The sequence below is a fragment of the Paenibacillus sp. S25 genome (assembly GCF_019454085.1).
Taxonomy (GTDB): Bacteria; Bacillota; Bacilli; order Paenibacillales; family Paenibacillaceae; genus Paenibacillus; species Paenibacillus polymyxa_B.
The window spans coordinates 5,792,010-5,817,476 of sequence record NZ_CP073683.1; the positions used below are offsets into that span (position 1 = coordinate 5,792,010).

The following is a 25,467-nucleotide window of genomic DNA, read 5'->3' on the forward strand; positions in this document are numbered from 1 at the left end:
ATGTCACTTCCTCATTCTATATAGGTGTAAATATTATCACAAATCCCGATGTAACACCATTTAATAATCCTTGTCCCATGACTAAAACTCCCGACTTAGAAACTGTATGAGAAAAAGATGACTCTGATGAATACAGAGCCATCTTTTCATTTATGTTATCCATTTTTGTAATCCGTAATGCGGTAATACATCGTTTTATCCTTCAACTTACGGAAATGGGACCTGGCCGGATAAAGATTAGCTTCAATAATCCCAATATGTCCTTTCCGGTCTATTCCAATGTCCAGTCCATATATCCGGTGCCCCGGAAAATAAGCGCTTAGTCTCTTCGCGGAGCGAATGGAAACACGATCAATATGGGACTCTAATTTACTGGCAGACAGGTGCCGAACGGAAGATTGTCGAATGCCGGAATTAAAATGGAGTAATTTCCCCTTACTCCGTGTATTATTGGAAACAATATACCCTTTGCCTGCAACTTTGATAACCTTTCCTGTGACTACCCATACAGATGAGCCAGTTCTCCGTTGAATGATGACTCTCATATCAAAAGGGCGTTTGTTGATGGTCGGACGGGTAATTCTGCGTTGAACCATATAACTGGCGTTCCCGATTTTTCTTCTAATATAATGATACGTATTGGTTCTACCCCTTACTAAAACTCTTTTATTCTCGTAATGTACGATGTACTTATGGTTTCCTAACCAGGAGACCTGGAAGATCCCCCGTCCACGACTCCCCCACACCGGTTTCACAATAACATGCACATACTTGGAGAGAAGTTTCGAGAAATTATGCCTATCCAGGAGCCTCGTCTCGGGGACATAAGACCTCAGAGACGCATACCTTCTCAATAACAAATATTTGTACCACTTATCTTTTGCTCCTGATGCCATGGGGACTCCACCTTTCTCATCCGCATTTTATGCTACTGAGATAGCGTTCAAGCAATTCCAAAAATAACTCCATTTCCTTATACGTAATATCACCTATATTGGCAATCCGGAACGTATTTAGCTTCTCAAGCTTGCCGGGATAAATCATCATGCCTTTGCTATAAAAATAATCATGCATAGATTGAAAATCATAACCTGCACAATGAGGTTCAAGAATGGAAGTAATAATCTTGGAATGATGCTCTTCGGGAATGATATAGGTTAGACCTAACCGGGCTAACCCGTTAATTAAGGTTTTCCAGGATGTCGCGTACCTTTCGTACCTTTTATCCACCCCCTCTTGCTTTAATTCCTCAATCGCTTGTCTAAGCGCATATAAGGTTTGGACTGGGGGAGTAAACCGCATCTGCCCATGTTCCACAAAATAGTTATATTGAGCATACAAATTCAAATAATAGCTTCTTGGTTTCTGGCCTTTCAAATTCTCCAATTTGCTTTTTTCGGCGATCACAAACGAAACCCCGGCCATTCCCTGTAAGTTTTTGTTGGAGCTTGCCGCCAGGTAGGCAATGTTCATTTCCTTCAATTTAATTGGAACGGCCGCAAATGAGCTCATGGCATCCACGATCATGTCGATTTGATATCTTTTGCACAATTCTCCGATATCCTTCACCTTGTTAAGCAGGCCAGTTGTCGTCTCATGATGTACGACGGCCAGATGGGAGACAGTGCGTTCGGAAGATTGGATAAACCTTTCTAATTCAGCCAAATCAATCGCATCATCGGGGGGACTTTTGAATTCAAGATAATCTACCCCATAAACCTTCGCTATCTCGCACATCCGTTTTCCATAGGCCCCATTGCTGACAATGATTACTGCATCGTGATTCGGGACCGAACTGATGATGGATTCCACCGCTGCAGTACCTGATCCGCCAAACAATACGGTCGCATAATCATCCGGGTCAGCAACCAACCGGGTCAGTTCTGTAGAAATATACTCCATGATTTGGCCAAACTCGGCTTCACGAGGACAAATATCCGGAACCACCTGTGAACATTTCACACTTTCTGTAGTCGTTGCCGGCCCAGGGGTAAGCAAAATGTTTTTCTTGACGACAGAACTCATGAACCGCCCACTTCCTTGCCCTTCAAAGGATCGTTATGAATAAAACGCTGCAGACGTTCTTTTACTTCGTGAGGCTTCATATGCGGACGAGCAAGCTGATCCTTGGAATCTTTGGATATTTTCAGGCACAAAAACGTAAGTTCTCTATTCATTTTCCATTCTTGTAAAAAGAATTTTAGTTCCTCGAGACTGTGAACAAGAATCGACTTTGTATACCCACAGGAAGCAGCAATATCTATAAAATCAATATTATGCGATACCGTACTTTGCCCGCCTGTTGATTCATGGGCATTATTATCTAGCATAATATGAATCATATTGGCCGTATGGTAGTACCCGTTGGTTGCCAGGCTCCCCATACGCATCAACAGAGATCCGTCTCCGTCAATCACGACAATATTTTTGCTTGGTTGGCTCAGAGCTAACCCCAGTCCAAAAGAACCGATGCACCCCATAGAACCTACCATGTACAGGTTGTTATCTGCATCTTCAATTTCATATAGTTCGCGCCCGGTTTTACCAGTTGTTGCGAGCTGGACGGTATGGCTGTCTTTCATGGAGTTAATCGCACATAATGCATCATAGCGCGTAGGCATTTGATGATTCGCACGACCATGCTGCCGGATCTGATTTAAATGGATGGAGGTTTGCTGTTTTTTCAATGGCTCTTTGTCGAACGTGCCTTTCTTAACGACAAAAAAGAACGGGCGATTCCGAGCAATTTGCTCATTAGCCTGGATCAATTGATTTCTTACCTCCTCTAAATCTTTGGAGAGATACTGCCATTCCACATCCATCAAATCCAGCATTTGCGTTGTAATCTGGCCCATCAGTTCATGCTGAGGCTCGTCAGGTATCCCCGGTTCTCCGCGCAGGCTGACAAATCCAAGCAGAGGAATACGAAAAGGGTAAGTAAGGGAGGTCAATGGCGAAACAGCGTTGGTCAGCCCCGAATTTTGCATAAGGACTACCGATTTCTTCCCCCCTATATAAGCTCCGGATGCAATGGCGACCGCATCCCCTTCGTTAGCCGCTGCAACATAATCGCATTCGTTTATGGCATAATTGATCAAGCTTTTCAAGAAGGAGCATGGAACACCGCTGAAAAAGGTAAATCCCAATTTTTTCAGCTCTTCTCCTAACAATTTCGTGTCCATTATACGCGCTCACCCGAATCCGGTTCTGACGATGGAAGGTATTTTTTTTCCGCAGCTTGCAGCTCTTCGACCCCTTGAAGCCGGAATACTTCTTCGAGAGTTGCGACTTCCTTTTCGACATGAACAAGGCTTTCATCCCGATAAATTCGGCCAGATAATTGTTTCATGGCTTGAATGGATGCTCTCAAATTATGGTTTGCCCAAATCACAAGGCTAATCGCCATCTCCTGAAACCTGATGGTTGGAGTCGTATAGTATTTGGTAGGCACGATCACTACTGGCAATCTTCCAGCCCATTCCTTCATGAACGCTTCAATCTCTGCGGCATCCGATCTTTTGCTGTGTATAAATACGGCATCGGCTCCTGCCTTCCGATATGCCTCCGCCCGCTGCAACGCCACTTTAAGCCCACTCCCGGTAATAAATGCCTCTACTCTGGCCACCACCGTAAAATCCGTGTCCGTCTGCGTATCTTTCATCGCTTTAATTTTCCCGGAAAACTCTTCGATATCAGCCAAAGTCTGCTCTTGACCGTTAATGAAAGAATTCGTTTTGGGGAACCGCTTATCTTCGATACATACCCCCGCAATATGGCGCTGCTCCAGTTTCTTCACCAAGCGCCTTGCATTGTTGAAGTTGCCGTACCCCGTATCTCCGTCCAACAAAATCGGGATGGAGGTAGCGTCACTCATGAATTCCAAAACATCCAAAACCTGCGTCCAGGAGGCCTCATTGTTGTCCCTTACTCCCATCGCTGCAGAGATGGATAACCCACTGGCCCAAATTCCTTTAAATCCTGCCTCCTCCACAATTTTGGCTGACAGACCATTATGAGCCTCCATGATAAACTCTGGCTTTTGTGAATTGACCAAGTCTCTAAGTTGCTTTGTTTTTTTCATTGAAACTTTCTCCTTCTCCTCTAAAAATAACGTGCATGGAATCTACTTTCGAATAAGACTCTTGTTTCTCATGATGGTGTTGATCATAGTAGGATCGGGAAATTGAGTAAATAACATATGTCCTGGGTGTGAATTGGCCTCGATAATCCAAATATGACCTTTTTTATCTATGGCAATATCGACCCCCAATTCGCGAACCGGATGCCGTTCATTGATCTTTTTGGCAATAATGATGGATAGTTTGGAGATTCTACGAAAATAGGCATCTGCTTTCGCGCGGTTGTGCTTAAAAAGGCTGAATAGCACTCGATGCAAAGATACTGCATGCCCTCCTTTAAGATAATTGGTAACATATTTATGAGGTGCCGCGACACGGGCAGCCACGCCGGAAATAACCCATTTCCCCCTTGGCTTCTGTAAATATATCCTGGTGTCAAAAATCGACCCGTGGTACTTAGCCAACCGAAGTCCTTTCTGTACCAAATACCGGTGTCTGGATTTCCGGTATGACTTAATTGCTTTTAAGACAAAACGAGATCCAACAAACTTTCGACTTGAACCGCTACGAACCTCATATCCTTTTTTCAATCTCTTGACCCGGATGATCCCGCTGCCACCACTCCCGTGATTGGGTTTTATGAAGACCGATGAATAAGTATTCAGCATCCGCGAGGTCCTTGAATCCGTAAACCAGTGGGTTTCAGGTAAATGCGAACGCAAACCGGGATGTTGCAACATTTCTTTATGCTTTTTCATTTTTCCAATAGGCACTAGTCATCCCTCTTATCTTTTTGGGTTTTTGCGCATACAGTATGCATATGCATCCAGATCCCCTTCTGCGTGGGCCGCTACCTCTGCTAGAAACCAAGATTTATGTCACAAAAAGGCATGTCCCAGCTGTTATAAATACGCCCCCCTTGGAGACACCCTTTTGAACAGACTCGGGGTTCGGACCACAGAAAATAGGCTGTCACACACTTTACTTGAAATAAAACCCATTTTGACCGAAAATATAAAGGGTAATTATGTAATTAATTCAACTATTTTGGCGTTAAAGCCAACTCGAATTCCTCACAGTCAAAGGAAATTCAGAATGCTTTAAAGTATTTCTACGACCGAGGAATGGAGGGAACCGTCTATTTTCCAAAAGGAACATACTTGGTTGACGAATCTATTCGTTTATATGCCGGGGTTAGCCTGAACGGTGACGGAATGGGAAAAACGATTTTCAGGCAGTCATTCGCCTTGCTGACGCAAACAACAACAAAGTTATTGGTAACGAGATGACCACATACTCCGGGTTCTCCAATATAGGAATACGGGTCACCGATTCCAACTCCAATGAAATTAAGGATAACATCACAGATACTAGAGGCAAATCAGTCAGTATTGAAGGCGGGCGTAATAACGTCAATACAGGCAACCGCAATCGGTAGAAATTTTATGAATTACCTACTATGCGAGTACGTCGGTTTCCGTTACAATATGTCAGTGTGATTCTGGCATCGGCAGATTGACGCGTACTTGAACATTATTGGAGGCTTCTATTTTTTCATGCAAAATGAATCTCATTCTAACGTAAAAATCATAACGGCCGATCCGAGTGCGATCGGCCTGTTTGGCTTGGCTATTGTAACGCTTGTGGCTTCATCCCAAAAGCTTGGTCTCACCGAAGGCCTAAGCTTCATCATCCCTTGGGCTATCTTCCTTGGTGCCTTTGCGCAGCTGTTTGCCTCCATTCAGGATGCAAAACATAACAACACCTTTGGTATGACGGCTTTTGGTGCTTACGCCTTCTTCTGGTTAGCCGTAGCTAGTAGCTGGATGATCAAAATGGGCGTATTCGGCTCAGAGCTGGCGTCTGCTGTAGACGGCAAGCAGCTTGGCTTTGCCTTTGCGGGCTATCTCATCTTTACGCTCTTCATGACCATTGGAGCGATGGAGACGCATAAGGTTCTATTCTTTATTTTTGTGTTGATTGATTTTCTGTTCCTCGGTCTTAGCTTCGATGCATTCGGCGTTGCACCAGAGATATTCCATACCATCGCCGCTTATGCTGAAATGGGCATTGGTCTACTCTCACTGTACGGTACAGGAGCTGCCGTTCTGAATGCTCATTTCGGCCGTACATTCCTGCCCGTCGGGCGTCCTTTCGGCATTTTCAAGCCACGTCCTTAGCTGTATATGTAAACCCACAAAGCCGCCTTTCGCGCCGATCCGCGTAAAGGACGGCTTTTGTTTTGGGATTAATATGTTATCTTCATTATTCAGCTTGCCAATTCGGCATCCGCTCTGCAGGATAACGAAGGCCTGCTGCCATTCCTTTTGGAATGATTGCGTTAATAACTTCCATTTCCTGTGTGGATAAAACAACATCGATGGAACCTGCATTTTCCTCTAAATACGTAACCCGCTTGGTTCCTGGAATCGGTACAATTCCCTCCTGCGCAAGCAGCCATGCCAACGCCAGTTGAGAAGGTTTGACTCCTTTTTGGGCAGCAAGGTCCTTAACATGCTGCACGAGGTCCAGATTTTTCTGGAAATTCTCAGGTTGGAAACGTGGCACCGTGCGACGGAAATCATCTTCTGCGAAATCATCAAACTTCTGAATTTGCCCGCTCAAAAATCCGCGGCCAAGTGGACTGTAGGCCACAAATTCGATGCCCAGCTCCTTACATGTCGGTATCACTTCATCTTCCGCTTCCCGGCTCCATAAGGAGTATTCTGTCTGCAACGCTGTAATCGGGTGTACCTTGTGAGCACGTCTGATCAGTGCAGGAGACGCTTCGGATAGCCCCAGATAGCGGACTTTTCCCGCTTGAACCAGATCACTCATCGCCCCTACTGTTTCTTCAATAGGCACATTCGGATCGACCCGGTGCTGGTAGTACAAATCAATCACATCTACACCCAATCTTTGCAGGCTGCGATCACATGCCTGCTTTACATATTCAGGACGGCCGCTAACACCCAGGAATCCCCCATCCTCTCCGCGCATAATGGAGAATTTGGTAGCCAACACCACCTCATCCCGATGGCTCCGTAGGATTTGGCTGATCAGTTTCTCATTTTTCCCCACACCGTAGACATCGGCAGTATCCCAGAAGTTTATCCCTAGCTCCAGCGCACGATGAAGCGTTTTGATCGACTCCTGATCATTCGACTCACCGTAATATTCGGACATTCCCATGCAGCCCAGACCCAGTGCAGATACTTGAAGGTCGCTGTTACCCAGTTGTTTCTTTTTCAATTTTTATCACTCCTAAATTATCAGAATAGTCATCGCATTTCCTAATCACTACGTCACATTCCGTATGTTACTACTTAAAGTTAACTTGAAGTCAAGCATTGTCTTGTATATGCTATTTCAAAATTTTTTAGAAAAATTTGATTTCCGGGTTGTAAGAGGCAGCTGTAAATTTCCTATATATATGAGAAACGAATTATCGCGCGAGGTTCGGTTTCAAAATAATCCAATTGGAGGTTTAACATGCCAGCAAACTACTCTTACACCAAAACGTCCGATGGTTTCCATGTTATCATCACGCCAGCTTCGAATATTCAAAATAAAAATATTCGAAGCCGGATCACACAGCAAACCGATTACGGGATTAATGGAGGCTTCTTTAATCCCATCAGCACAACCAAGGCGCCGACCGAATGTTTGTCTATCGCGGTCACGCCTAATAATACCCATGATACGAAGGCAAATGCCAAAGGAAACAGCCGTGGTACGGCATTTATCTACACAGATAGCAACAAAACAAAAATGGGAATTGTCCGTGCTTCAAGCGTAACGGATCTCAAAAAACAAATGGGGACTTCGATTACGTATAAGTCTATTATTAGCGGCGGTAGCCTGTCGCTGAAGAAAGAGGAAGAAGCATGGCTTGAGGATTTAAAAGATATTGAAAAATTTGATCTGAACGGAACGTTGCGATACACCGATTCCACCGGGCGAACTGGCCTGGGCTTCAAGGTCGTAAATAATGTTTGGCAGGTCTACCTGGTTGTTCATGAAAATGCGACACTGAAACAACTTCGCAATTATTTTATTAAACAGGATTGCTTTGAAGCCATTCTTCTTGATGGTGGAGGCTCCTCCGGTATTCAAGTTAAAAACTCTGCAGGCACTATGGTTAAGTATGAGCAAACACGTTATATCTACAACATGGTAAAACTCATTAATATCACCTAAGCCCTATGATATAACGTGCTTGTATAGGAGTAAGGAGGCCTTATCGGCCTCCTCTATAAATCATCCAGCACAACGATTTCCAATGCCAGGAAAACAGGTGTTACAGGGTACAGATAAGAAACTTCAATCGGTTGCCCCGCTTGTAATTGTGCTGGATTGATTATTTGCCTCCGCTGACCATCCATTTGCTTATAAATATGTGTATCTGGGACAGATATATAGACCGCTTGGATAGGTTTTTCCGTTGGATCATCACTTTGGGGTAGTTCTTTGGCAAATTGAACAGGCTGTTCAAATCGGACCAAATAGTCCATGGTGGGGGCTGCTAAGGGTTGTTCTACTTCTTTTTCAATTCTTTCAATACTTTCGATTTTGGCACGCCCTGTGTATACCGTTGTGCTTTCCAGACGGTCTAAGTCAAAAATAGATTGAGCCACCGCTCCATTAGATTTGTTAACCGGCGTAGCCGATTCTGTTGTAGAACATGCAGGCAGTAATGCTGCCGCAAGTAAGACAAAAACAAGAGCAGAAGCTCTATTTTTCATAAGTGATCCTCCCGAATCTGGTTTAAAGAATATGTTCATTATTAAGACGCAAACAGGAACAATTTGGTTGCTTTAATCTGTATTTATCTATTACATTCTGAAAGGTGTGCAATTATATGTTAAAAAAACTCGGTTTAGCAGTCCTCGCTGCATCAACACTTTTAGTAGGAAGCTCTATTACGGCAAGCGCTGATTCTACTGTAAATTACGATCATTTGCTCTCGGCAGGGACCACTAACGCTTTCCTGGCCATGGAAGATGGATCTTCATTTTATGCAACGGGAAGTAACGGTAATGGCAAGCTCGGCGTGGGTGCTGGCGGAGGGAATAATAAAACAAGTCCGATGCAGGCTCATGTATCTGATATCGCTATGATTGATGCCGGTGCTCTGCATTCCACCTTGCTCAAAAAAGACGGAACCATCTGGTCTTGGGGCTTTGCAGGTTACGGGGAGCTAGGAACAGGGATTAAAAAGGGTTTTGTAAATGAGCCTGTTAAAAACAAATATATTAATGATGTGAAGGAAGTGAGGGCGGGTGGTCAATTCACACTTGCCCTCAAAAATGACGGAACCGTGTGGGCCTACGGAGAAAACAACTTTGGCCAACTGGGCATTGGCACAAAAGGAGCTTCCGCCTTTTCCGTTAAGCCTGTGCAGGTACAGGGTTTGGAGAATATTGTAGCCATTGACGCTGGCGATAGCTTTGGGGCAGCCTTAGACAAAGATAATCAGCTATGGGTATGGGGGCGTGGTTATGATGGGGCAATGGGGCAGGATGATAAAGAAGACCAGCTCACCCCTGTTCAATATCGAATTGATGACATCAAAAATTTCACTGCCGGAGCTGACCGCATTTACGTATTAACGAATAGCGGAGAAGTATACGCTTCCGGTAGCAATACTTCAGGAAAGCTTGGGGATGGAACCTCTACTTTTAGAAGATCACCCGTATTGATCAATGTTTCCAATGTAAGTAGACTGAAAGCAGGCAAAACTCAAACTTTTGCACTTAAAAATGATGGAACTCTTTGGGGCTGGGGAACCAATAATGAGGGACAGGTAGGTGACGGGACCGATGTATTTTCTGTTAAAGTCCCATCCCAAGTTGTAGATGACACAAACACGCCACTAACCGATGTAGTAGCATTCAGTGCAGCAGGAACCCACTCCCATGCTTTGACAGCCGATGGGACGGTCTGGTCCTGGGGATTTAATAGAAATGGTGAGCTTGGAATCGGTAGCACCAAGGAACAATATTCTGCCACGAAATCGAATTTCCCGAATCCATTTTCCAAATAAGCATAGCTCTTCCGTGCTTCTCAATCTAAAAGAAGCCAAAGTAGCAGTTCGATCAACTGCTGCTTTGGCTCTTTTATTTTACTTAGGAACTGCTTATTACAAATAAAACTATGATTATGTATGAACAGAAGCGCTTCAGTAGCTTCTGGACGGTAGGGAAATTCATTTACAGAGCTAAGGCCTCTTCCGTAATCTTTTTGATATCAATGGATGAAGGCGTTTCTTCCTTGACCATATCGGGCAGGATATTTTCCAAAAAATAATCAACGCAGTGTAACTGAATATTCTTGATTTTCACAAGCGCATTACGATACATGACTATAAATTCTTTTTCAGTATTTCCCCGCTGTAGTTCGGCAAATGCTTCGTACACCTGATCCATCTTGTCAGCAACTTCAAGGATCAAACCTTCTACTGAATTATCTTTGCCTTCCCTTAACTGCTTGCGAAAAATAGCTTTGAAATCCTCGGGAATATTCTCTTCAATAAAGTACTCAATCATACCTTCTTCGACCTGCTGGATTAATAATCGTAGTTCCTTAGAGGAATGCTTAACAGGCGTTTTGATGTCTCCAATAAAAATCTCCCCGTAATCGTGACTGCTCGTAATCTCGTATAGTTTTCTCCAGTCAATACTGACACCATTTCTCTCTTCAATATCAGCCAGCGTTTTAGCGTATTGTACTACTTTCCAAGAATGTGCCGATACGCTGTGTTCCTCGAATTTAAACTTACCGGGACAACGGATGATTCTTTCTAGCTCATTTAGCGACCGAAAATACGTGTGAATTCCCATCATTGCATCCATCCTTTAACATATATGAGATAGTCAATATAAACCCCACTATAAACCTCAACTATTAACAGCAGATTATCGCAATATCAAGTTGAATCCACACATGTAGCACATATACAATTTTTGCTATACACTTTATATAAGAAGGGTTTGCAAAAATCCAATAAAAGTAAAAAGTGGTGAAATCGTTGTTCAAAATCTTACTAATTGAAGATGATGAAACTTTGTTCCATGAAATAAAGGACCGGTTAACTCAGTGGAACTATACTGTGTACGGCATCCATGACTTTAATAAAGTCATTCAGGAATTCACGGTGATAAAGCCTGAACTGGTCGTGATAGATATTCAATTGCCGAAATTTGATGGTTTTCATTGGTGTCGAATGATTCGATCCCACTCTAACGTCCCCATCCTTTTCTTATCATCACGAGATCATCCTACGGATATGGTGATGTCGATGCAGCTTGGAGCGGATGATTTTATCCAAAAACCGTTTCATTTTGATGTACTCATTGCAAAATTACAGGCGACACTTCGCCGCGTATATAATTACAATACAGAGCCTGTCTCTCTGAAAACATGGCGTGGAGCGACGGTCGATTATGAAAAAAATGTAGTAGCCAATGAGACTGGCTCCATCGAATTAACCAAGAACGAGATTTTTATTTTGAAGCTGCTGATCGAACAAAAAAATAAAATTGTCGCACGAGAGGAATTAATTAAAAGCCTCTGGGATGATGAACGTTTTGTCAGCGACAATACCCTGACCGTCAACTTGAACCGCCTGCGCAAAAAATTGGACGAGCTGGATTTGGGCCGTTTCATTGAAACGAAAGTCGGGCAAGGCTACATGGCTACAGAAGAGGCACCTGCCTATGATTAAAAAATACCTTATAGAGAGGCGGAGCTGGATTCTACTGTTTGTGTGTCAGCAATTCCTGATCCTGTTCATTGCTTATGTGGATGCAGCAATTCCGTTAACGCCGATTCTTTATATCGTCTTCTTATCTATGATGATTTTCTTGGTTTTTTTAATCATTCGCTATCCCAAGGAAACCAGATTTTTTACCACACTAGAAGAATGGGAGAGCCCTCTCGAACTAACGGGTATAGGCGAACCGGGGAGTCCGTTTGAGCAAATCATTGAACAAAAAATCACTGACCAGACCGAACGGTTACAACAGAGCATCTCGCAAAATCAATTGACACTTGAACATGAAAAAGATGAATTGTTATCCTGGATTCATGAGGTAAAAACACCTTTGACCACCATGCATTTGATGATTGAGCGGTTGGACGATAAGCCCCTAAAAGCTCAGTTAACCTATGAATGGCTACGAATCCACTTACTGCTGGATCAGCAGCTCCATCACAAACGCATTTCCTTTATTGAAAATGATCTATATGTCGAGCAAGTGAATTTAAAATCTCTGGTTTTTAATGAAATCAAAGCATTACAGTCATGGTGCATCCAAAAAGGGATCGGTTTTGACATCCAATTGGAGCACATGGAAGTGCTGAGTGATGCCAAATGGCTGGCTTTTATCATCAGACAGCTCTTAACCAATGCCATCAAATATAGCGATGCCAGTGATATTATCATTCATAGCTATGTACAAAGGGATCGAATACAGCTTGAGGTCCAAGACTTTGGGCGCGGTATTGATCCGAAGGATATACCCCGTATTTTCGAGAAAGGTTTTACCTCCACAACCCAACATTCTGATCATACTTCAACGGGTATGGGGTTATATTTAACGAAAAAGGCAGCACAGTCCTTGCTCATACATATAGATGTGCACTCCAAACCGAATGTGGGTACAACCTTCACTTTAATTTTTTCCAAACGAAATGATTTCGTGAGCATGGTGAGCATGTGACAGAGATGTCACATGCTTTTATGTATTGTTCGCCCAATCAAAGGAAAAACATCGGCTCTATTTTTATAATAAGGCTTACAAGAACAATAAGGAGTGCATCGAAGTGAATATTTTAGAAGCCCATAAAATTCATAAAAGCTACGGTAATAAGTTAAATATGCAGGAGGTTTTGAAGGGAATAGATATCCTTATTGAAGAAGGGGAATTTGTCAGTATTATGGGAGCCTCCGGTTCAGGTAAAACCACACTGCTGAATGTTCTTTCCTCTATTGATAAGGTGAGCCAAGGCTCCATTAAAATCAATGATATCGAAATGACGAAAATGAAAGAAAAGCAACTGGCTGAATTTCGCAAACAGCATTTAGGTTTTATTTTTCAAGAATATAATCTGCTGGATACGCTAACTGTGAAGGAGAACATTCTCTTACCCTTATCCATCACCAAAACGCCTAAAAAAGAAGCCAACCAAAAATTTCAGGAAGTAGCTACAGAACTGGGAATTTACGAGCTCAAGGACAAATACCCCAATGAAATCTCGGGTGGACAGAAGCAACGTACATCTGCGGCCAGAGCGTTTATTCATGAGCCCAGTATTATTTTTGCCGATGAACCAACGGGGGCGCTGGATTCCAAATCGGCTTCCGATTTACTAAATAAGCTGGGCCAATTAAACCAAAAACGCAAGGCAACCATTATTATGGTCACGCATGATCCTGTCGCAGCCAGTCATTGCAGTCGAGTCATTTTTATTAAAGATGGGCAAATGTATACGCAGCTTCACAAAGGCGGGCAGGAAAGACAAAGCTTCTTCCAGGACATCATGAAAACCCAAGGGGTCTTAGGCGGGGTCCAATATGAACATTAATCTGCTCATTCTAAAGAATTTGAAAAAAAACCTGAAAAATTATTACCTGTATGTTTTTGCTCTCATTTTTAGTGTTGCGCTCTATTTCGCTTTTGTCACATTACAATACGATCCCTCCATGGACGAAGTGAAGGGTTCTGTTAAAGGTGCAGCTTCCATACGGGCAGCTTCCGTTTTACTGGTCGCCATTGTCTGCATCTTCCTTTTGTATGCTAATAATATCTTTATAAAAAGACGCAGCAAAGAAATTGGCCTATTTCAATTGATCGGAATGACTAAAAATAAAATTTTCCGCATCCTGAGTGCTGAAAACTTAATTCTATACTTCAGTTCACTATTCATCGGAATTGGGGTTGGATTTTCCTTTTCCAAATTAGTGATCATGATTTTATTTAAGACGACGGGCATCGAAGCCATTGCCACTCTATATTTCTCTAACCAAGCTCTGATTCAAACACTCATCGTTTTTGGTATCATCTACCTATTGATTATGCTCATGAATTATTCATTTATCAAAAGACAGAGTATTTTGTCTTTGTTCAGAGTAATCTCAACCACTGAAGGGAAAATCAAGAAAATATCTATCTATGAGATGATCATCGGGATCATTGGAGTTTCATTCATCGCTTTAGGATACTATGTTTCTTCCAAATTGTTTGGTGGAGACTTTACATCCATGAATGAGTTATTTATGGCTATGGTGTTTATCCTGGGCTCTGTCATCATCGGAACACTCCTTTTTTATAAAGGATCTATCCGCTTTATTTCAAATATTATTAGAAAAAGTAAAGGCGGCTATTTGAACATTAATGAGGTGCTGTCTCTCTCGTCCATTATGTTCCGCATGAAATCCAATGCTTTATTGCTGACCATTATTACAACTGTATCAGCACTTGCCATGGGTTTACTTTCCTTAAGCTATATCGCCTATTATTCTGCGGATCAAGCAGCTGAGGACAATGTACCTTCCCATTTTGCCATGACGAATGTACCGGATGCTGAGAAATTCACAACGTTACTTCAGGAGCATGACATAAAGTATCGTGAAAAGAAAATTGAAGTGATTCAAGTCAGTGTGAAGACAGCGCAATTTATGGAGACTCCTATGGAGCAATTAAATGATGGTACGGATTCCATGACGCTGCCTGTCGTAAGCGACCTATCTGTGGAGGGTACGGATGTATCTCCAGGCCAAACGGTTTTAACGGGCTATAATGATATGTTACAGAAATTCATGTCCTTGAAAAACTCAGGTCCATTGGATTTGAAGGGAAATAAGGAAGTCATACACCAACAATATGTGGGTCTAAAAAAGGAGTACGTGATTCCCTACTATTTTACAGCCGGGGGACTACCCACTGTCATTGTAGACGAAACTATCTTTGAACGGTTAAAGAAGGATGCAAATCCTCGGATTCAAAAAAAGTCATCCTTATATATCGGAATTGATATGATAAATGCAGAACAAATGGAAGAAGCCAATCGTCTCTTTACAGCTGCGAATTTTAATGATCAACAAACATCACGCCTTGAAATGAGCAGCAATCAGAAGCGGAACATGGGAGTGATCATGTTTGTAGTTGGCTTTTTAGGATTGACCTTTCTCATTACATCAGGCTGCATCCTTTACTTTAAGCAAATGGATGAGAGCGAAGACGAAAAGGCCAATTACACCGTGTTAAGAAAGTTAGGGTTCACACAGAGCGACCTGCTTAAAGGCATTAAAATAAAACAACTCTTTAACTTCGGCATCCCATTAGTGATTGGCCTTTCGCATAGCTATTTCGCCGTCCAATCCGGCTGGTTCCTATTTGGAACCGAAATTTGGATGCCTATGATCATCGTTATGGTGCTGTACACCGCCTTATATTCCATTTTCGGGATACTATCCATCCTGTATTATAAAAAGGTCATTAAATCCGCATTGTAATCGGCAAAAAGCAAAAAAAGCCCCAGGCGAAAGCGCTGGGGCTTTTCCAAATATTTGAGCATTTTCGTTCCTATGTGTACAATAAAATAACTATCATCGTTACCCCAAAGGGGGAGAGCTTATTTTATTGTTAATCATCAATGGCATCGGCATCGTAGCCAATATCATACTCGGTTCCTCTGTAGGCGTGGCTATTATCGTAGGAATCGTCTTTTTCCTGATTGGCTTGCCTGAGTTTAAAAGATCGCCGAAACTCACGAAAGAGGCTAAAAAAGATATCACCTATATTATGTCAACTCTATTAACTCTCCTTATATTCGTAGTTATTGTTTCTTGGAATCTCCACACTTCAGGTGACCTGTTTCTTGAAGGTCCGCTAACACCGCAAATGAAGTTTCACTGGGGACAAAAGGTGTTGCTGCTAGGGGTACTGGAGGGCTTATGGGCTGTCATCAGCCTAAAATGGCTGTTGCCTATCTTTTTTGATCCGCTGGATCTCAGTAAGAAGCAAATCCTTGTTTTAGTAAGCGGGATTGTATTTAGTGTGGTTTCAGGTATTTATGCCATGCTTGAAGCAAGTTAAAAAGTCTCGCCCTTCTCTGTTACGCACAGGAAGAGCGAGACTTTTTTATTAATGGTTCCTCTCTACAGAGGCTCATGTGAATGCTTAACGCAAAGGTTCAAAACCCTCTGCTTGCTTGAGAATCCGCTCAATTTCCGCGCATGTCTCCGGTTGCAGCGTCACTTCGACTGCTTTTACATTTTCTTCGATTTGTGCCGGTTTAGTGGCCCCAATGAGCGCAGCGCTGATACCCGGTTCTCTCAGAATCCAGGCAAGCGCGAGCTGTGACAGGGTGATACCCAAATCCTTCGCCAGCTTATCCAGATCCTGAACACAGTTTAGAACGGTATCGTTCATGTAACTGCTGATGACATTATTGACAGAGGCATCAGCTCCGCGGCTGCCCGTCGGTAAAGGTTGGCCAGGCTTGTATTTACCCGTGAGAATACCTTGAGCCAGAGGCGAAAATACAATCTGACCGATACCTACCTGCCCGGATACGGGAAGTACCTCATGTTCGATATAACGCTCGAACATATTATAAATCGGCTGATTCGCAATCAACGGCCGCAGATTCAGCCTTTTTCCAATCCCATAGGCATCCGTGAGCTGGGCAGCACTCCATTCACTGACAGCAGCGTATAGAATCTTACCCTGAGCCTGAAGGTCATCGAGCGCTCGCAGCGTCTCCTCCAAAGGAGTGTCCGAATCATAACGATGACAGAAGTACATGTCGATATAATCCGTGCCAAGACGCTTCAGACTCGCTTCACATTGCTCCATAATGTGCTTGCGTGACAGTCCCCTGTCATTGGGACCAGAATCCATAGGGAAGTACACCTTGGTAGATAACACATAGCTCTCTCTTCGATAAGGCTTCAAGGCAGCTCCCATAGCCTTCTCGCCTTCTCCCCGGTTATACGCGTTCGCGGTATCAAAGAAATTAATCCCGAGTTCAAAGGCTTTGGCAATACAGGTATGAGCTGCTTCCTGCTCGGCAGCTGTACCGTACGTTAACCAGCTCCCCAGACCGATTTCACTAATTTTAAGACCACTGTTGCCTACATTTCTATATTTCATATCTACTCCTTCTTTCATAAGAAGATCATATTTTTATATTTTAACATGTAAACCCTTTCATTAAAATCATTGATAACGGACTCATGGAGTTATATGAAGGATATCTACCACCCTGACTGTTAGGGTGGTAGATGCTTATAGCCTCACAATCTCAAATCATATTTACTTGCTTCCTACAGGAAAGAGCGCATCATATGCAGGACAAGGCAGTTTGTCGAGAAACTCCTGAAGCTGCTTCGGTTTATTTTTGTAAATATCCTTTAAGGATGTTCCATTATAAATATTGCCGATGACCACAGGATGGCATAGCTCACAGATCAGGATGTCCCCGTTCCCGTGAAGATGGAGCTGTTTTTTACCATCAACACAGTTGGAAAAATAAACACCCGGCTGTTCCTTGAAGCCCAGCGCTTCTGCAAAACGGTCCATACAGGTGAAATACAACACAGTATCATCTTTTTTATGTGCAATCAGGTCATGAACGGAACGGACGAGCGCTTCCTTGGTGGAAATAGCATTCCAGTTCGTATGATCCATCACAATGCTGTTTTGGATTTCATGAATGCGCACACCGAGTTCATATACCTTTTCGCTAATAGCTGGCATGTTGTTCTGTGTCTCCGCAAACAGCAACGTCTCCAGCACCGTTTCCAGCTTGGCTTCGGTACATAACCGGATATTTTGAACGATTTTCTCATACATGCGAGGATGAACATGATAATAGGTTGCATATTTATCGGCATCCGTGAAGTTGAAAGAGATATGAATGTTGGAAAGTCCTGCATCACGTAGTTTCTCAATTCGTTCAGGGCTGAGCAAGCTGGCATTGGTATTGAGCTGGGTAGCGATGCCCTTGCTTGAACAGTGAGCCACAATGTCCAGACAATCCTCATACTTCAAGGTCACTTCTCCCCCGGACAGTCGCACACGTTTTAACGTTGGAATATCATCAATAATATCAATGACCTCTTTGCTGCTAATACATTGCCCATCGTTCCGCTGATACGCGCAGCAGTAATCACACTTGAAGTTGCAATTAGAGGTGACCCCGACTTCCAGTCCCTCCAGCTCGTAGATGCCCGGCGTTTCCAGTTCAAGTGCTTTATATTTGTTGTCTATACTCACTTTCTCATGATCCTCCCGATCTCAGGCTTATGTCTTGAATTCCCTTGAGATTATACAGAATAGGAGCGGTTTGTAGATATGACATTGGTAACGGTGGGGCCAAACAGATACCATAGCGGTAACGGCCTTGGAATCCTCCTATCAGCGCTGAAAAATTAATTTGACAAGTAATGCCGAACTTTAGTAAATTCATATTAGTTAAGCCCTTAACTACATTTATGGTGGTGATCGTTTGAAAAACCTACAGAATTACGTACTTGATTTGCCGCTGCATTCACTGGTTTTCTTTTCACTGGTGGAAACGACAGCCGGATTAGTTGATGTCTCAGAAAAATACTGGCATTCGAAGGGAACCAATGGAGCCAGAATTCGAATTCTGGTTGAAATCATGAAGGAAGGAGGTACAATTCTGCCATCTGTGCTCGCCCAAAGGATCGGTGTCACCAAATCAAATATTAGCCTGCTGCTCACCCCGCTCGAAAACGAAGGGTTCATTCGCCGGGAAGGCCATCCCATGGACGGCAGAAAATCGGTAATTTCTATAACAAACGAAGGGCAAAGCCTCCTGTTGCGTAATTTACCCGAAAACCGGCAGAGGATTGCGGAAAAAATGCAAGTGTTGAATGATCAGGAATTGAAGCAGCTCCTTTCCCTGCTCAACAAATTAAAGAGGGCGTAACGGTTTTTCTACTCAATTGGTTAAGTCCTAAACTAAAATCCCATTTGTATAAAAAGGATGATATTCCATGTCGATCGTTATCACTGGAGCCAATGGTCAATTGGGGAGCCTAATCATACAACAGCTCCTTCAAAAAGTCTCACCTCATGACATTACCGCTTGTGTTCGCCACCTTGAAACCGGAAAACACTATGAGGCACAGGGAATTACAGTACGATTGGGTGACTACGATCAACCCAATTGGCTTGAGCAAGCATTCGCGGGTGCTTCCCAACTGTTATTGATTTCAAGTTCACATCCCGACGATACGATACGTATTCGTCAACATACCCATATCATAGAAGCAGCTAAAAAATGTGAAGTAAAACACATTTTATACACCAGCTTTGCCTTTTCTGAAGCTAGCTCTATCCCCCTCTCGCATCTGCATTTGGCTACAGAACACGCCATTTGTACCACCGGAATTCCTTACACTTTTCTACGGAATGCATTATATACCGATTTTGTCAAAACTCTTGACCTGAACACCGCCATAGCGAAGGGCGCACTCGATATTTACCCTGGGGAGTGGGAATTTAACACCGTCACGCGTTGGGATCTTGCCAGAGGGATCGCAGCAGTGCTATCCGGTCCAGACCGCCATAAGAATAAGAAATATGAATTCGTCTCCTCCAGTCCCTGGACCTTTTCAGATTTGACAGCAGCTTTGACCGAGCTTACAGGCAAATCCATCTCCCTCCGTCATGAACCCCAAATCAAAAATTGGATATTTGGGTTTTTGGGCAAAATAGATACGCGCTCCACGTCGGATGATTTGGAACAGTTGATCGGTGGTCCGCTCACTTCACTAAAAGAAAGCATCCGCCCCTTTATCTCCACATGAAAAGCAACGCTAAAAATTTTCTTGCCAACATCCACTTCATAAATTGTGAGCGATATGTGAACTGGGCATACTTCTCATTCCCAAATCCATACTGAATATATCTGTTGGTAATGGAGGCGGGAATTGTGGATAAAAGGATGAATCTGCTTATGTTCAGCGGCGATTATGATAAGGCAATGGCTGGACTGATTCTGGCAAATACAGCGCGGGAATTGGACGTGGACGTGACGATGTTTTTTGCGTTCTGGGGACTATTTCTGGTTCGTGATCCTGACAAGATGACGTTTGAGGACAAGACGATTTATGAAAAAATCATGGGCTGGATGACTCCAAAAGGACCCGAAGAGTTGCCGTTATCCAAAATGAATTTTAGCGGTCTTGGCAAGCTGATGCTGACGGAAATGATCGAAGATAATGAAGCCCCGAAGCTCATTCATTTCCTGAAAGGAGCGCGGAAGAAAAATGTAAAATTTTATGCCTGTAAGCTATCGGTCGACATTATGGGTTTTAAACCGGAAGAATTTATACCTGAACTGGAAATTATCGAGGCCAAAACGTATCTAAAAGATGCGCTCGAATCCGATATGCAGTTGTTTATATAAGATAGACTTGCGCCTTATCCGGCTGTTGGATGAGGCTTTTATTGTGACTAAATGATGACACTCGCCTATTTTTTTTAACCTATTCGGGCCTACCTACGTACCCTAAGAAGACAGAACGACTTGGGAGGCGCCGTATGCTCATGGCTCGAATTGGAAGCAGTAATTGTAGATATCAGCCTTCTAACGAGGCTTATTTCCAAAGGTATCGTGAAAGTACAATCGGATATCGCCAGACCTTTGAATCTCCATATGGGCAAAAAAAGCTGATTTATGCGGATTGGGCAGCCAGCGGCCGTCTGTATGGACCCATCGAGTCGAAAATAGCTAATGAATTAGGCCCTTTTGTGGCGAACACGCATACGGAGTCTAATTTGACAGGAACTCTGATGACCCAAGCCTATGAAGAAGCGAAACAAATCATTAAGAGCCACGTTCATGCCAATGAGCACGATATCATCCTGTTCGCCGGGTCAGGTATGACAGGTGCAGTGAATAAGCTTCAGCGATTGTTAGGATTGAAAATACATGAAAAATTAAAGCCCCTCTACCCCATCGCCGAAAAAGAACGTCCCGTTATTTTCGTTACACACATGGAGCATCATTCCAATCATATTTCCTGGGCAGAAACCATTGGTGACGTTGTCTGTCTTCCTCCGGGTCCCGGCGGGATTGTCGATCCAACTCATCTCGAACGACTGCTGCTTCAATTCCGGCATCGCCCTATCAAAATCGGCGCCTTTACCGCCTGCTCCAATGTTACAGGGTTCGAAGTGCCGATTTACCAGCTAGCCCGCAAAATGCACGAACATGGTGGCGTTTGTTTTGTTGATTTCTCGGCAAGCGCACCTTATGCCGAGATCAACATGCACCGCACAGATCCCCTTGAGAAACTGGACGGGATTGTATTTTCCCCCCACAAATTTCTTGGGGGTCCCGGTACAAGCGGCGTTTTAATTATGGATTCGAGGCTGTGCCTCAATTGTGCTCCGGATCAGCCAGGAGGGGGCACAGTTAGCTGGACCAATCCTTGGGGTGGATACGAGTATAAAGATAATACTGAAGCCCGTGAGGATGGAGGGACGCCTGCCTTTCTACAGGCCGTTCGAACGGCGCTCTGCATTCGGCTGAAGGAACAAATGGGACAGAAGCGCCTGTTGGAGCGCAAAAAGGAACTGACATCATTATTACTAAAGAGCTTGAGTACCATACCAGACCTACACATTTTAGGAGGGAGTAGCCAAGAACGAATGGGAATCGTTTCTTTCGTTGTCGGCCATATTCACTATAACCTGATTGTAAAACTATTGAATGATCGGTTTGGCATTCAGGTCCGGGGCGGCTGCTCTTGTGCAGGCCCCTACGGACATTATTTGCTGGGCATCGACCAGCAAACATCTAAACAAATGACAGACCTGATCCATGCGGGAGACTTATCTCGAAAACCGGGCTGGGTGCGTCTGTCGCTCCATCCCATGATGACGAATCAGGAAGTCTCCTATATCGCCTCTTCCATACGGGCAATCGTGGAAAACATCATGACCTGGCAAAAAGATTATACCTATCAACCAGAATCAAACGAATGGCGATCTATGAATGAACATCACAAAATAGACATCAGCAAATGGTTCAATTTCAGCGATTAAGAGACTCATGTCCGTTCCCTTCTTTCAAAACTCTCATAGGATACACTGTAAATTACTATATGAGGAAAGAAGTGACGACAATGGGTCTCAATTTTCGCAACAGTACTAATGCGGCTATCTTTGTAGTCTTTGCCTACCCGGACTTCAGCTGTAGTCCTGTTAACTATTCTAAAGCAGGCTGGTACCGTGTTAACCCTGGACAGACTATTCAGGTTTGGAGCGGCTTCGCAGGAGGTAATACATTCTTTTATTACGCCGAAGATGATTTTGGACGCGAATGGAGGGGGACATACTTCACTCAAGTTCCTGAGAATGCCTTCAATTGGTGCTGGGATACAGGCTGTACCACTTGTAGAAGCGTGGGACTGCGGAGAATCGCAGTTAGTCCGTTCGTCTTGGACTACACCATCAACTTTGTAACGAGCAGCAGTCAAAGAAAACCTGCATCATCCACATTCCGCATGACATTGCCTTCCAAAGCAACCCAAGAGAAACCTATTTTGCGCAGAGTTCCTGCAAAACCTAAGAGACTAAAACAAGGGAAGCCTCAATTACAGAAACGCATCACGCATAAAAAACGGACCAAATAAAAAATGATCTGATCAGCTCGCATATAGTTTTTTAGAACCCAAAAAAGGAGCGACCTCACCCCCATGGCCTGCTCCTTTCTCTTTTATCTATGAGGTAACCCGCTTATTTACTCTCAGATTCCCACTTGGATATCTCTTCACGAACCCGTGGTGCTACCTCTGTTCCCAATAGCTCAATAGCTCTCATGACATCATCATGCGGCATCGTACCGACGGGTACGTGCAACAGAAAACGTGTAATGCCTACCTGTTTACGCAGATGAATAATTTTCTTGGCAACCGTGCCGGAATCGCCTACATACAACGCTCCTTCAAAGCTGCGTGCGGCATCGAAGCTGGAACGAGTGTAAGGGCCCCAACCACGTTCACGCCCAAGCACATTCATGCTCTGCTGAGTGGAAGGGAAGAACTTATCCGCTGCCATCTCAGTAGTCTCTGCGATAAAACCATGCGAGTGTGATGCAACCGGAAGTAGCGATGCATCATGACCAGCATGCCTAGCGGCTTTTTTATACAGTTCTACCAACGGAGCAAACTGTACAGGGCTACCCCCAATAATCGCCAGAACCAACGGCAAACCGAGCAAGCCTGCACGAACCACAGATTCCTGATTGCCCCCACTCCCAATCCACACAGGCAACGGATTTTGAACTGGACGCGGATACACGCCCAAATTGTGAATTGCAGGCCGATGTCCGCCTTTCCAGGTGACTTTCTCGGAATCTCGGATTTTCAATAACAGCTCCAGCTTTTCATCGAATAACTCATCGTAGTTATCCAAATCATACCCAAATAACGGGAACGATTCGATAAAAGAGCCCCGGCCTGCCATAATCTCAGCTCGTCCATTCGAAATACCGTCCAGTGTAGCAAAATCTTGAAACACACGTACGGGATCATCCGATGAAAGCACCGTAACTGCACTGGTTAACCGAATTCGTTGGGTCTGTGCTGCAGCAGCAGCGAGGATAACGGCCGGAGCAGATGCCGCATAATCTTTACGATGATGCTCCCCCACGCCGTACACATCCAGCCCTACCTGATCTGCAAGCACAATCTCCTCGACCACTTCACGTATACGTTGTGCGTGACTGATAACCTCACCCGTTTGGGTATCCGGCGTTGTTTCTACAAATGTGCTTATACCTATCTCCACTTGTTCTACCCCCTATTTTCATGCCTCATTCTCATACGACTGCTTTCGAAGCCAATCATTTTAAAAACCGATATCTTTATATTGAACCTTTTTTGCATCTTTTTCAAGCTCTCCTTTTTTGAGTCTGAAAACCAGCCAAGGGAAGTGTCAAGATTCACCGCAGGAAAAGAAGTCTCTTTGTCGAATATTTTATGGAATAAAGAAGATTCCCATCCCCACAACATGAATACAACAAGGAGGCACATACATTTATGGCTTTTGTCATTAATAATTTAAAGGATAACAGCAATGTTGCCATCACTGACCAATTAGGTGGGTTTACGGTACTAGAATACATAACAGATTTGAGTTCTACCTCGGTTATGGCTGCGAAAGACAATTACTATATGAGTAAAAGTAACATGCGCCGCAAACAGCTCATGATCGAAATCAACAATAGTGAGATTATGATGAAGGCGGGGGCCATGCAATATACTGTGGGTAGCATGGAAATGACTACCGGTGTAAAAGGCGTTGGAGGCTTGATGCGAAACTTGGTGTCCGGTGCTGTAACGGGAACAGGCGCCATTAAACCACACTATAGAGGCACGGGTACCATCATGCTGGAGCCTACCTACCAATATATTTGGCTTATTGATGTCGATAATGATGATATTGCCATCGAAGACGGCTTGTTTTTAGCTTGTGACACGACGCTGGACATTTCCGTCGTTGCACGTAGTAATCTTTCCTCTGCCGCACTGGGTGGAGAAGGTTTATTTAATTTAAGCGCCCGCGGAAAAGGAGTTCTGGCACTTCAGGCGCCAATCCCTTCCGAGGAAGCGGTGGTTATAGAATTGCAAAATGATGTGCTGAAGGTGGATGGTAACTTTGCCCTCATGTGGTCCAATACCTTACAGTTCACCGTCGAAAAATCCGGGAAAACCAAAATGGGCTCGGCTGCTTCCGGCGAAGGGCTGGTGAATGTATACAGGGGAACAGGAACCGTATGGTTAGCACCATTGTAAATAAAAAAAGGAGAAGCCCTCGGCTTCTCCTTTCTTACATTTTAATTCTTTTTTACAAACTCCGATTTTAGCTTCATTGCTCCAAAACCATCAATTTTGCAGTCAATATCGTGATCGCCATCCACCAGACGGATGTTTTTTACTTTGGTGCCGATTTTCAAGACGGATGAGCTTCCCTTCACTTTAAGGTCTTTAATGACCGTTACAGAGTCACCATCCTGCAGGATGTTACCATTCGCATCTTTAACAACCATTACGTCTTCACTGCTTGCTTCTGACTCGGTAGACCACTCATGAGCGCATTCCGGGCAAATGAAAAGACTGCGATCCTCATAAGTGTACTCTGAATTACATTCAGGACAATTTGGTAAATTAGACATGGTATTATGTACTCCATTCATTTTCAAATTCTACTGCTATGCTAAGCTTCCTTGATAGACCAAGCCTGCTCCAAGTCTTCCTTGGAGTTCCCTACAAGTATATTGGATAATCCGTCACGATTCCACTCATTGATGAAACTAATCTGAGTATTGTTGTATCTTA

27 protein-coding genes are annotated in these 25,467 nt (G+C 43.7%); 15 read left to right on the top strand and 12 right to left on the bottom strand.

Annotated elements, in window-relative coordinates; genetic code table 11:
- Positions 1 to 155: 155 nt before the first annotated feature.
- Genes KAI37_RS25435 through KAI37_RS25455 form a run of 5 tightly spaced genes read right to left on the bottom strand, consistent with a single transcriptional unit; the run spans position 156 to position 4,852 of the window.
- Complete coding sequence (locus KAI37_RS25435; protein ID WP_071643979.1) at positions 156 to 896, bottom strand: YheC/YheD family protein; 741 nt, start codon at positions 894 to 896, stop codon at positions 156 to 158.
- Positions 897 to 912: 16 nt separating this feature from the next.
- Positions 913 to 2,025 carry a 2-aminoethylphosphonate aminotransferase gene (locus tag KAI37_RS25440; protein WP_071643981.1) on the bottom strand — a complete coding sequence of 371 codons (1,113 nt, stop codon included), beginning with the start codon at positions 2,023 to 2,025 and terminating at the stop codon, positions 913 to 915.
- Positions 2,022 to 3,182, bottom strand: a complete 1,161-nt coding sequence (aepY, locus tag KAI37_RS25445; RefSeq protein WP_220030472.1) for a phosphonopyruvate decarboxylase — start codon at positions 3,180 to 3,182, stop codon at positions 2,022 to 2,024. The genes KAI37_RS25440 and aepY overlap by 4 nt, the downstream gene beginning before the upstream one ends.
- The gene (gene aepX, locus KAI37_RS25450; protein WP_220030473.1) at positions 3,182 to 4,081 is read right to left on the bottom strand and encodes a phosphoenolpyruvate mutase; all 900 of its coding nucleotides are present in this window, start codon (positions 4,079 to 4,081) and stop codon (positions 3,182 to 3,184) included. The genes aepY and aepX overlap by 1 nt, the downstream gene beginning before the upstream one ends.
- A gap of 42 nt (positions 4,082 to 4,123) precedes the next feature.
- Positions 4,124 to 4,852: a YheC/YheD family protein gene (locus tag KAI37_RS25455; RefSeq protein ID WP_071643987.1), complete on the bottom strand. Its 729-nt coding sequence runs from the start codon at positions 4,850 to 4,852 to the stop codon at positions 4,124 to 4,126.
- Positions 4,853 to 5,167: 315 nt separating this feature from the next.
- Here KAI37_RS25455 and KAI37_RS26615 point away from each other — a divergent pair, with 315 nt between their 5' ends.
- Positions 5,168 to 5,368 carry a glycoside hydrolase family 55 protein gene (locus KAI37_RS26615; protein WP_258383105.1) on the top strand — a complete coding sequence of 67 codons (201 nt, stop codon included), beginning with the start codon at positions 5,168 to 5,170 and terminating at the stop codon, positions 5,366 to 5,368.
- Positions 5,369 to 5,635: 267 nt separating this feature from the next.
- Positions 5,636 to 6,259, top strand: a complete 624-nt coding sequence (locus KAI37_RS25465) for an acetate uptake transporter (RefSeq protein WP_013312661.1) — start codon at positions 5,636 to 5,638, stop codon at positions 6,257 to 6,259.
- 85 nt (positions 6,260 to 6,344) lie between these two features.
- Here KAI37_RS25465 and KAI37_RS25470 read toward each other — a convergent pair whose 3' ends face one another.
- The gene (locus tag KAI37_RS25470; protein ID WP_076292835.1) at positions 6,345 to 7,331 is read right to left on the bottom strand and encodes an aldo/keto reductase; all 987 of its coding nucleotides are present in this window, start codon (positions 7,329 to 7,331) and stop codon (positions 6,345 to 6,347) included.
- 240 nt (positions 7,332 to 7,571) lie between these two features.
- Here KAI37_RS25470 and KAI37_RS25475 point away from each other — a divergent pair, with 240 nt between their 5' ends.
- Positions 7,572 to 8,279 (top strand): phosphodiester glycosidase family protein, encoded by a 708-nt coding sequence (locus KAI37_RS25475; RefSeq protein WP_071643991.1) that lies wholly within the window; start codon positions 7,572 to 7,574, stop codon positions 8,277 to 8,279.
- Positions 8,280 to 8,332: 53 nt separating this feature from the next.
- On the opposite strand, the gene KAI37_RS26620 is transcribed toward KAI37_RS25475, so the two are convergent.
- Positions 8,333 to 8,824, bottom strand: coding sequence for a hypothetical protein (locus KAI37_RS26620; RefSeq protein WP_071643993.1), 492 nt, complete (start codon positions 8,822 to 8,824; stop codon positions 8,333 to 8,335).
- A 116-nt stretch (positions 8,825 to 8,940) separates the two neighbouring features.
- On the opposite strand from KAI37_RS26620, the gene KAI37_RS25485 reads away from it, so the two are divergent.
- A complete protein-coding gene (locus KAI37_RS25485) occupies positions 8,941 to 10,125 on the top strand; it encodes an RCC1 domain-containing protein (protein ID WP_071643995.1) in 1,185 nt (394 codons plus the stop codon).
- Positions 10,126 to 10,291: 166 nt separating this feature from the next.
- Here the strand turns inward: KAI37_RS25485 and KAI37_RS25490 are convergent, their stop codons facing one another.
- Positions 10,292 to 10,921: a YfbR-like 5'-deoxynucleotidase gene (locus tag KAI37_RS25490; RefSeq protein ID WP_071643997.1), complete on the bottom strand. Its 630-nt coding sequence runs from the start codon at positions 10,919 to 10,921 to the stop codon at positions 10,292 to 10,294.
- Between the two features lie 188 nt (positions 10,922 to 11,109).
- Between KAI37_RS25490 and KAI37_RS25495 the strand changes: the two genes are divergently transcribed.
- The 5 genes from KAI37_RS25495 to KAI37_RS25515 all read left to right on the top strand — a co-directional run bounded on the left by KAI37_RS25495 (position 11,110) and on the right by KAI37_RS25515 (position 16,180).
- Positions 11,110 to 11,805, top strand: a complete 696-nt coding sequence (locus tag KAI37_RS25495; protein WP_220030474.1) for a response regulator transcription factor — start codon at positions 11,110 to 11,112, stop codon at positions 11,803 to 11,805.
- A complete protein-coding gene (locus KAI37_RS25500; protein ID WP_076292837.1) occupies positions 11,798 to 12,802 on the top strand; it encodes a sensor histidine kinase in 1,005 nt (334 codons plus the stop codon). The genes KAI37_RS25495 and KAI37_RS25500 overlap by 8 nt, the downstream gene beginning before the upstream one ends.
- A gap of 103 nt (positions 12,803 to 12,905) precedes the next feature.
- Positions 12,906 to 13,667, top strand: coding sequence for an ABC transporter ATP-binding protein (locus KAI37_RS25505; protein WP_220030475.1), 762 nt, complete (start codon positions 12,906 to 12,908; stop codon positions 13,665 to 13,667).
- Entirely contained in the window at positions 13,657 to 15,597 is a 1,941-nt protein-coding gene (locus KAI37_RS25510; protein ID WP_076292839.1) for an ABC transporter permease, read from the top strand. Before KAI37_RS25505 ends, KAI37_RS25510 begins: the two co-directional genes overlap by 11 nt.
- A 127-nt stretch (positions 15,598 to 15,724) precedes the next feature.
- Entirely contained in the window at positions 15,725 to 16,180 is a 456-nt protein-coding gene (locus tag KAI37_RS25515; protein ID WP_256703247.1) for a hypothetical protein, read from the top strand.
- An 84-nt stretch (positions 16,181 to 16,264) separates the two neighbouring features.
- On the opposite strand, the gene KAI37_RS25520 is transcribed toward KAI37_RS25515, so the two are convergent.
- Positions 16,265 to 17,239, bottom strand: a complete 975-nt coding sequence (locus KAI37_RS25520; RefSeq protein WP_068939209.1) for an aldo/keto reductase family protein — start codon at positions 17,237 to 17,239, stop codon at positions 16,265 to 16,267.
- Positions 17,240 to 17,401: 162 nt separating this feature from the next.
- Entirely contained in the window at positions 17,402 to 18,364 is a 963-nt protein-coding gene (locus KAI37_RS25525) for a radical SAM protein (protein WP_103047134.1), read from the bottom strand.
- Between the two features lie 232 nt (positions 18,365 to 18,596).
- Here KAI37_RS25525 and KAI37_RS25530 point away from each other — a divergent pair, with 232 nt between their 5' ends.
- The 5 genes from KAI37_RS25530 to KAI37_RS25550 all read left to right on the top strand — a co-directional run bounded on the left by KAI37_RS25530 (position 18,597) and on the right by KAI37_RS25550 (position 22,761).
- Positions 18,597 to 19,043 (top strand): MarR family winged helix-turn-helix transcriptional regulator, encoded by a 447-nt coding sequence (locus KAI37_RS25530; protein WP_220030476.1) that lies wholly within the window; start codon positions 18,597 to 18,599, stop codon positions 19,041 to 19,043.
- A gap of 67 nt (positions 19,044 to 19,110) precedes the next feature.
- Positions 19,111 to 19,926 (top strand): NAD(P)H-binding protein, encoded by an 816-nt coding sequence (locus KAI37_RS25535; RefSeq protein ID WP_220030477.1) that lies wholly within the window; start codon positions 19,111 to 19,113, stop codon positions 19,924 to 19,926.
- Positions 19,927 to 20,051: 125 nt separating this feature from the next.
- The gene (locus KAI37_RS25540) at positions 20,052 to 20,528 is read left to right on the top strand and encodes a DsrE/DsrF/DrsH-like family protein (RefSeq protein WP_023991039.1); all 477 of its coding nucleotides are present in this window, start codon (positions 20,052 to 20,054) and stop codon (positions 20,526 to 20,528) included.
- 134 nt (positions 20,529 to 20,662) lie between these two features.
- The gene (locus KAI37_RS25545; protein ID WP_220030478.1) at positions 20,663 to 22,171 is read left to right on the top strand and encodes an aminotransferase class V-fold PLP-dependent enzyme; all 1,509 of its coding nucleotides are present in this window, start codon (positions 20,663 to 20,665) and stop codon (positions 22,169 to 22,171) included.
- Between the two features lie 80 nt (positions 22,172 to 22,251).
- Complete coding sequence (locus tag KAI37_RS25550) at positions 22,252 to 22,761, top strand: DUF1036 domain-containing protein (RefSeq protein ID WP_220031532.1); 510 nt, start codon at positions 22,252 to 22,254, stop codon at positions 22,759 to 22,761.
- A gap of 103 nt (positions 22,762 to 22,864) precedes the next feature.
- On the opposite strand, the gene KAI37_RS25555 is transcribed toward KAI37_RS25550, so the two are convergent.
- Positions 22,865 to 23,917: an LLM class flavin-dependent oxidoreductase gene (locus KAI37_RS25555; protein ID WP_220030479.1), complete on the bottom strand. Its 1,053-nt coding sequence runs from the start codon at positions 23,915 to 23,917 to the stop codon at positions 22,865 to 22,867.
- 251 nt (positions 23,918 to 24,168) lie between these two features.
- On the opposite strand from KAI37_RS25555, the gene KAI37_RS25560 reads away from it, so the two are divergent.
- Complete coding sequence (locus KAI37_RS25560) at positions 24,169 to 24,924, top strand: AIM24 family protein (RefSeq protein WP_025719198.1); 756 nt, start codon at positions 24,169 to 24,171, stop codon at positions 24,922 to 24,924.
- 41 nt (positions 24,925 to 24,965) lie between these two features.
- Here KAI37_RS25560 and KAI37_RS25565 read toward each other — a convergent pair whose 3' ends face one another.
- Positions 24,966 to 25,304, bottom strand: a complete 339-nt coding sequence (locus KAI37_RS25565; protein WP_220030480.1) for a zinc ribbon domain-containing protein YjdM — start codon at positions 25,302 to 25,304, stop codon at positions 24,966 to 24,968.
- Between the last annotated feature and the right edge of the window lie 163 nt (positions 25,305 to 25,467).

Bases quoted from the DNA above. Each gene is read 5' to 3' on its own strand.
- KAI37_RS25485 (WP_071643995.1), top strand. From the start codon at position 8,941: ATGTTAAAAAAACTCGGTTTAGCAGTCCTCGCTGCATCAACACTTTTA.
- KAI37_RS25440 (WP_071643981.1), bottom strand. From the start codon at position 2,025: ATGAGTTCTGTCGTCAAGAAAAACATTTTGCTTACCCCTGGGCCGGCA.
- KAI37_RS26620 (WP_071643993.1), bottom strand. From the start codon at position 8,824: ATGAAAAATAGAGCTTCTGCTCTTGTTTTTGTCTTACTTGCGGCAGCA.
- KAI37_RS25475 (WP_071643991.1), top strand. From the start codon at position 7,572: ATGCCAGCAAACTACTCTTACACCAAAACGTCCGATGGTTTCCATGTT.
- KAI37_RS25500 (WP_076292837.1), top strand. From the start codon at position 11,798: ATGATTAAAAAATACCTTATAGAGAGGCGGAGCTGGATTCTACTGTTT.
- KAI37_RS25435 (WP_071643979.1), bottom strand. From the start codon at position 896: ATGGCATCAGGAGCAAAAGATAAGTGGTACAAATATTTGTTATTGAGA.
- KAI37_RS25465 (WP_013312661.1), top strand. From the start codon at position 5,636: ATGCAAAATGAATCTCATTCTAACGTAAAAATCATAACGGCCGATCCG.
- KAI37_RS25550 (WP_220031532.1), top strand. From the start codon at position 22,252: ATGGGTCTCAATTTTCGCAACAGTACTAATGCGGCTATCTTTGTAGTC.
- KAI37_RS25510 (WP_076292839.1), top strand. From the start codon at position 13,657: ATGAACATTAATCTGCTCATTCTAAAGAATTTGAAAAAAAACCTGAAA.
- KAI37_RS25535 (WP_220030477.1), top strand. From the start codon at position 19,111: ATGTCGATCGTTATCACTGGAGCCAATGGTCAATTGGGGAGCCTAATC.
- KAI37_RS25490 (WP_071643997.1), bottom strand. From the start codon at position 10,921: ATGGGAATTCACACGTATTTTCGGTCGCTAAATGAGCTAGAAAGAATC.
- KAI37_RS25560 (WP_025719198.1), top strand. From the start codon at position 24,169: ATGGCTTTTGTCATTAATAATTTAAAGGATAACAGCAATGTTGCCATC.
- KAI37_RS25545 (WP_220030478.1), top strand. From the start codon at position 20,663: ATGCTCATGGCTCGAATTGGAAGCAGTAATTGTAGATATCAGCCTTCT.
- KAI37_RS25565 (WP_220030480.1), bottom strand. From the start codon at position 25,304: ATGTCTAATTTACCAAATTGTCCTGAATGTAATTCAGAGTACACTTAT.
- aepX (WP_220030473.1), bottom strand. From the start codon at position 4,081: ATGAAAAAAACAAAGCAACTTAGAGACTTGGTCAATTCACAAAAGCCA.
- aepY (WP_220030472.1), bottom strand. From the start codon at position 3,182: ATGGACACGAAATTGTTAGGAGAAGAGCTGAAAAAATTGGGATTTACC.
- KAI37_RS25520 (WP_068939209.1), bottom strand. From the start codon at position 17,239: ATGAAATATAGAAATGTAGGCAACAGTGGTCTTAAAATTAGTGAAATC.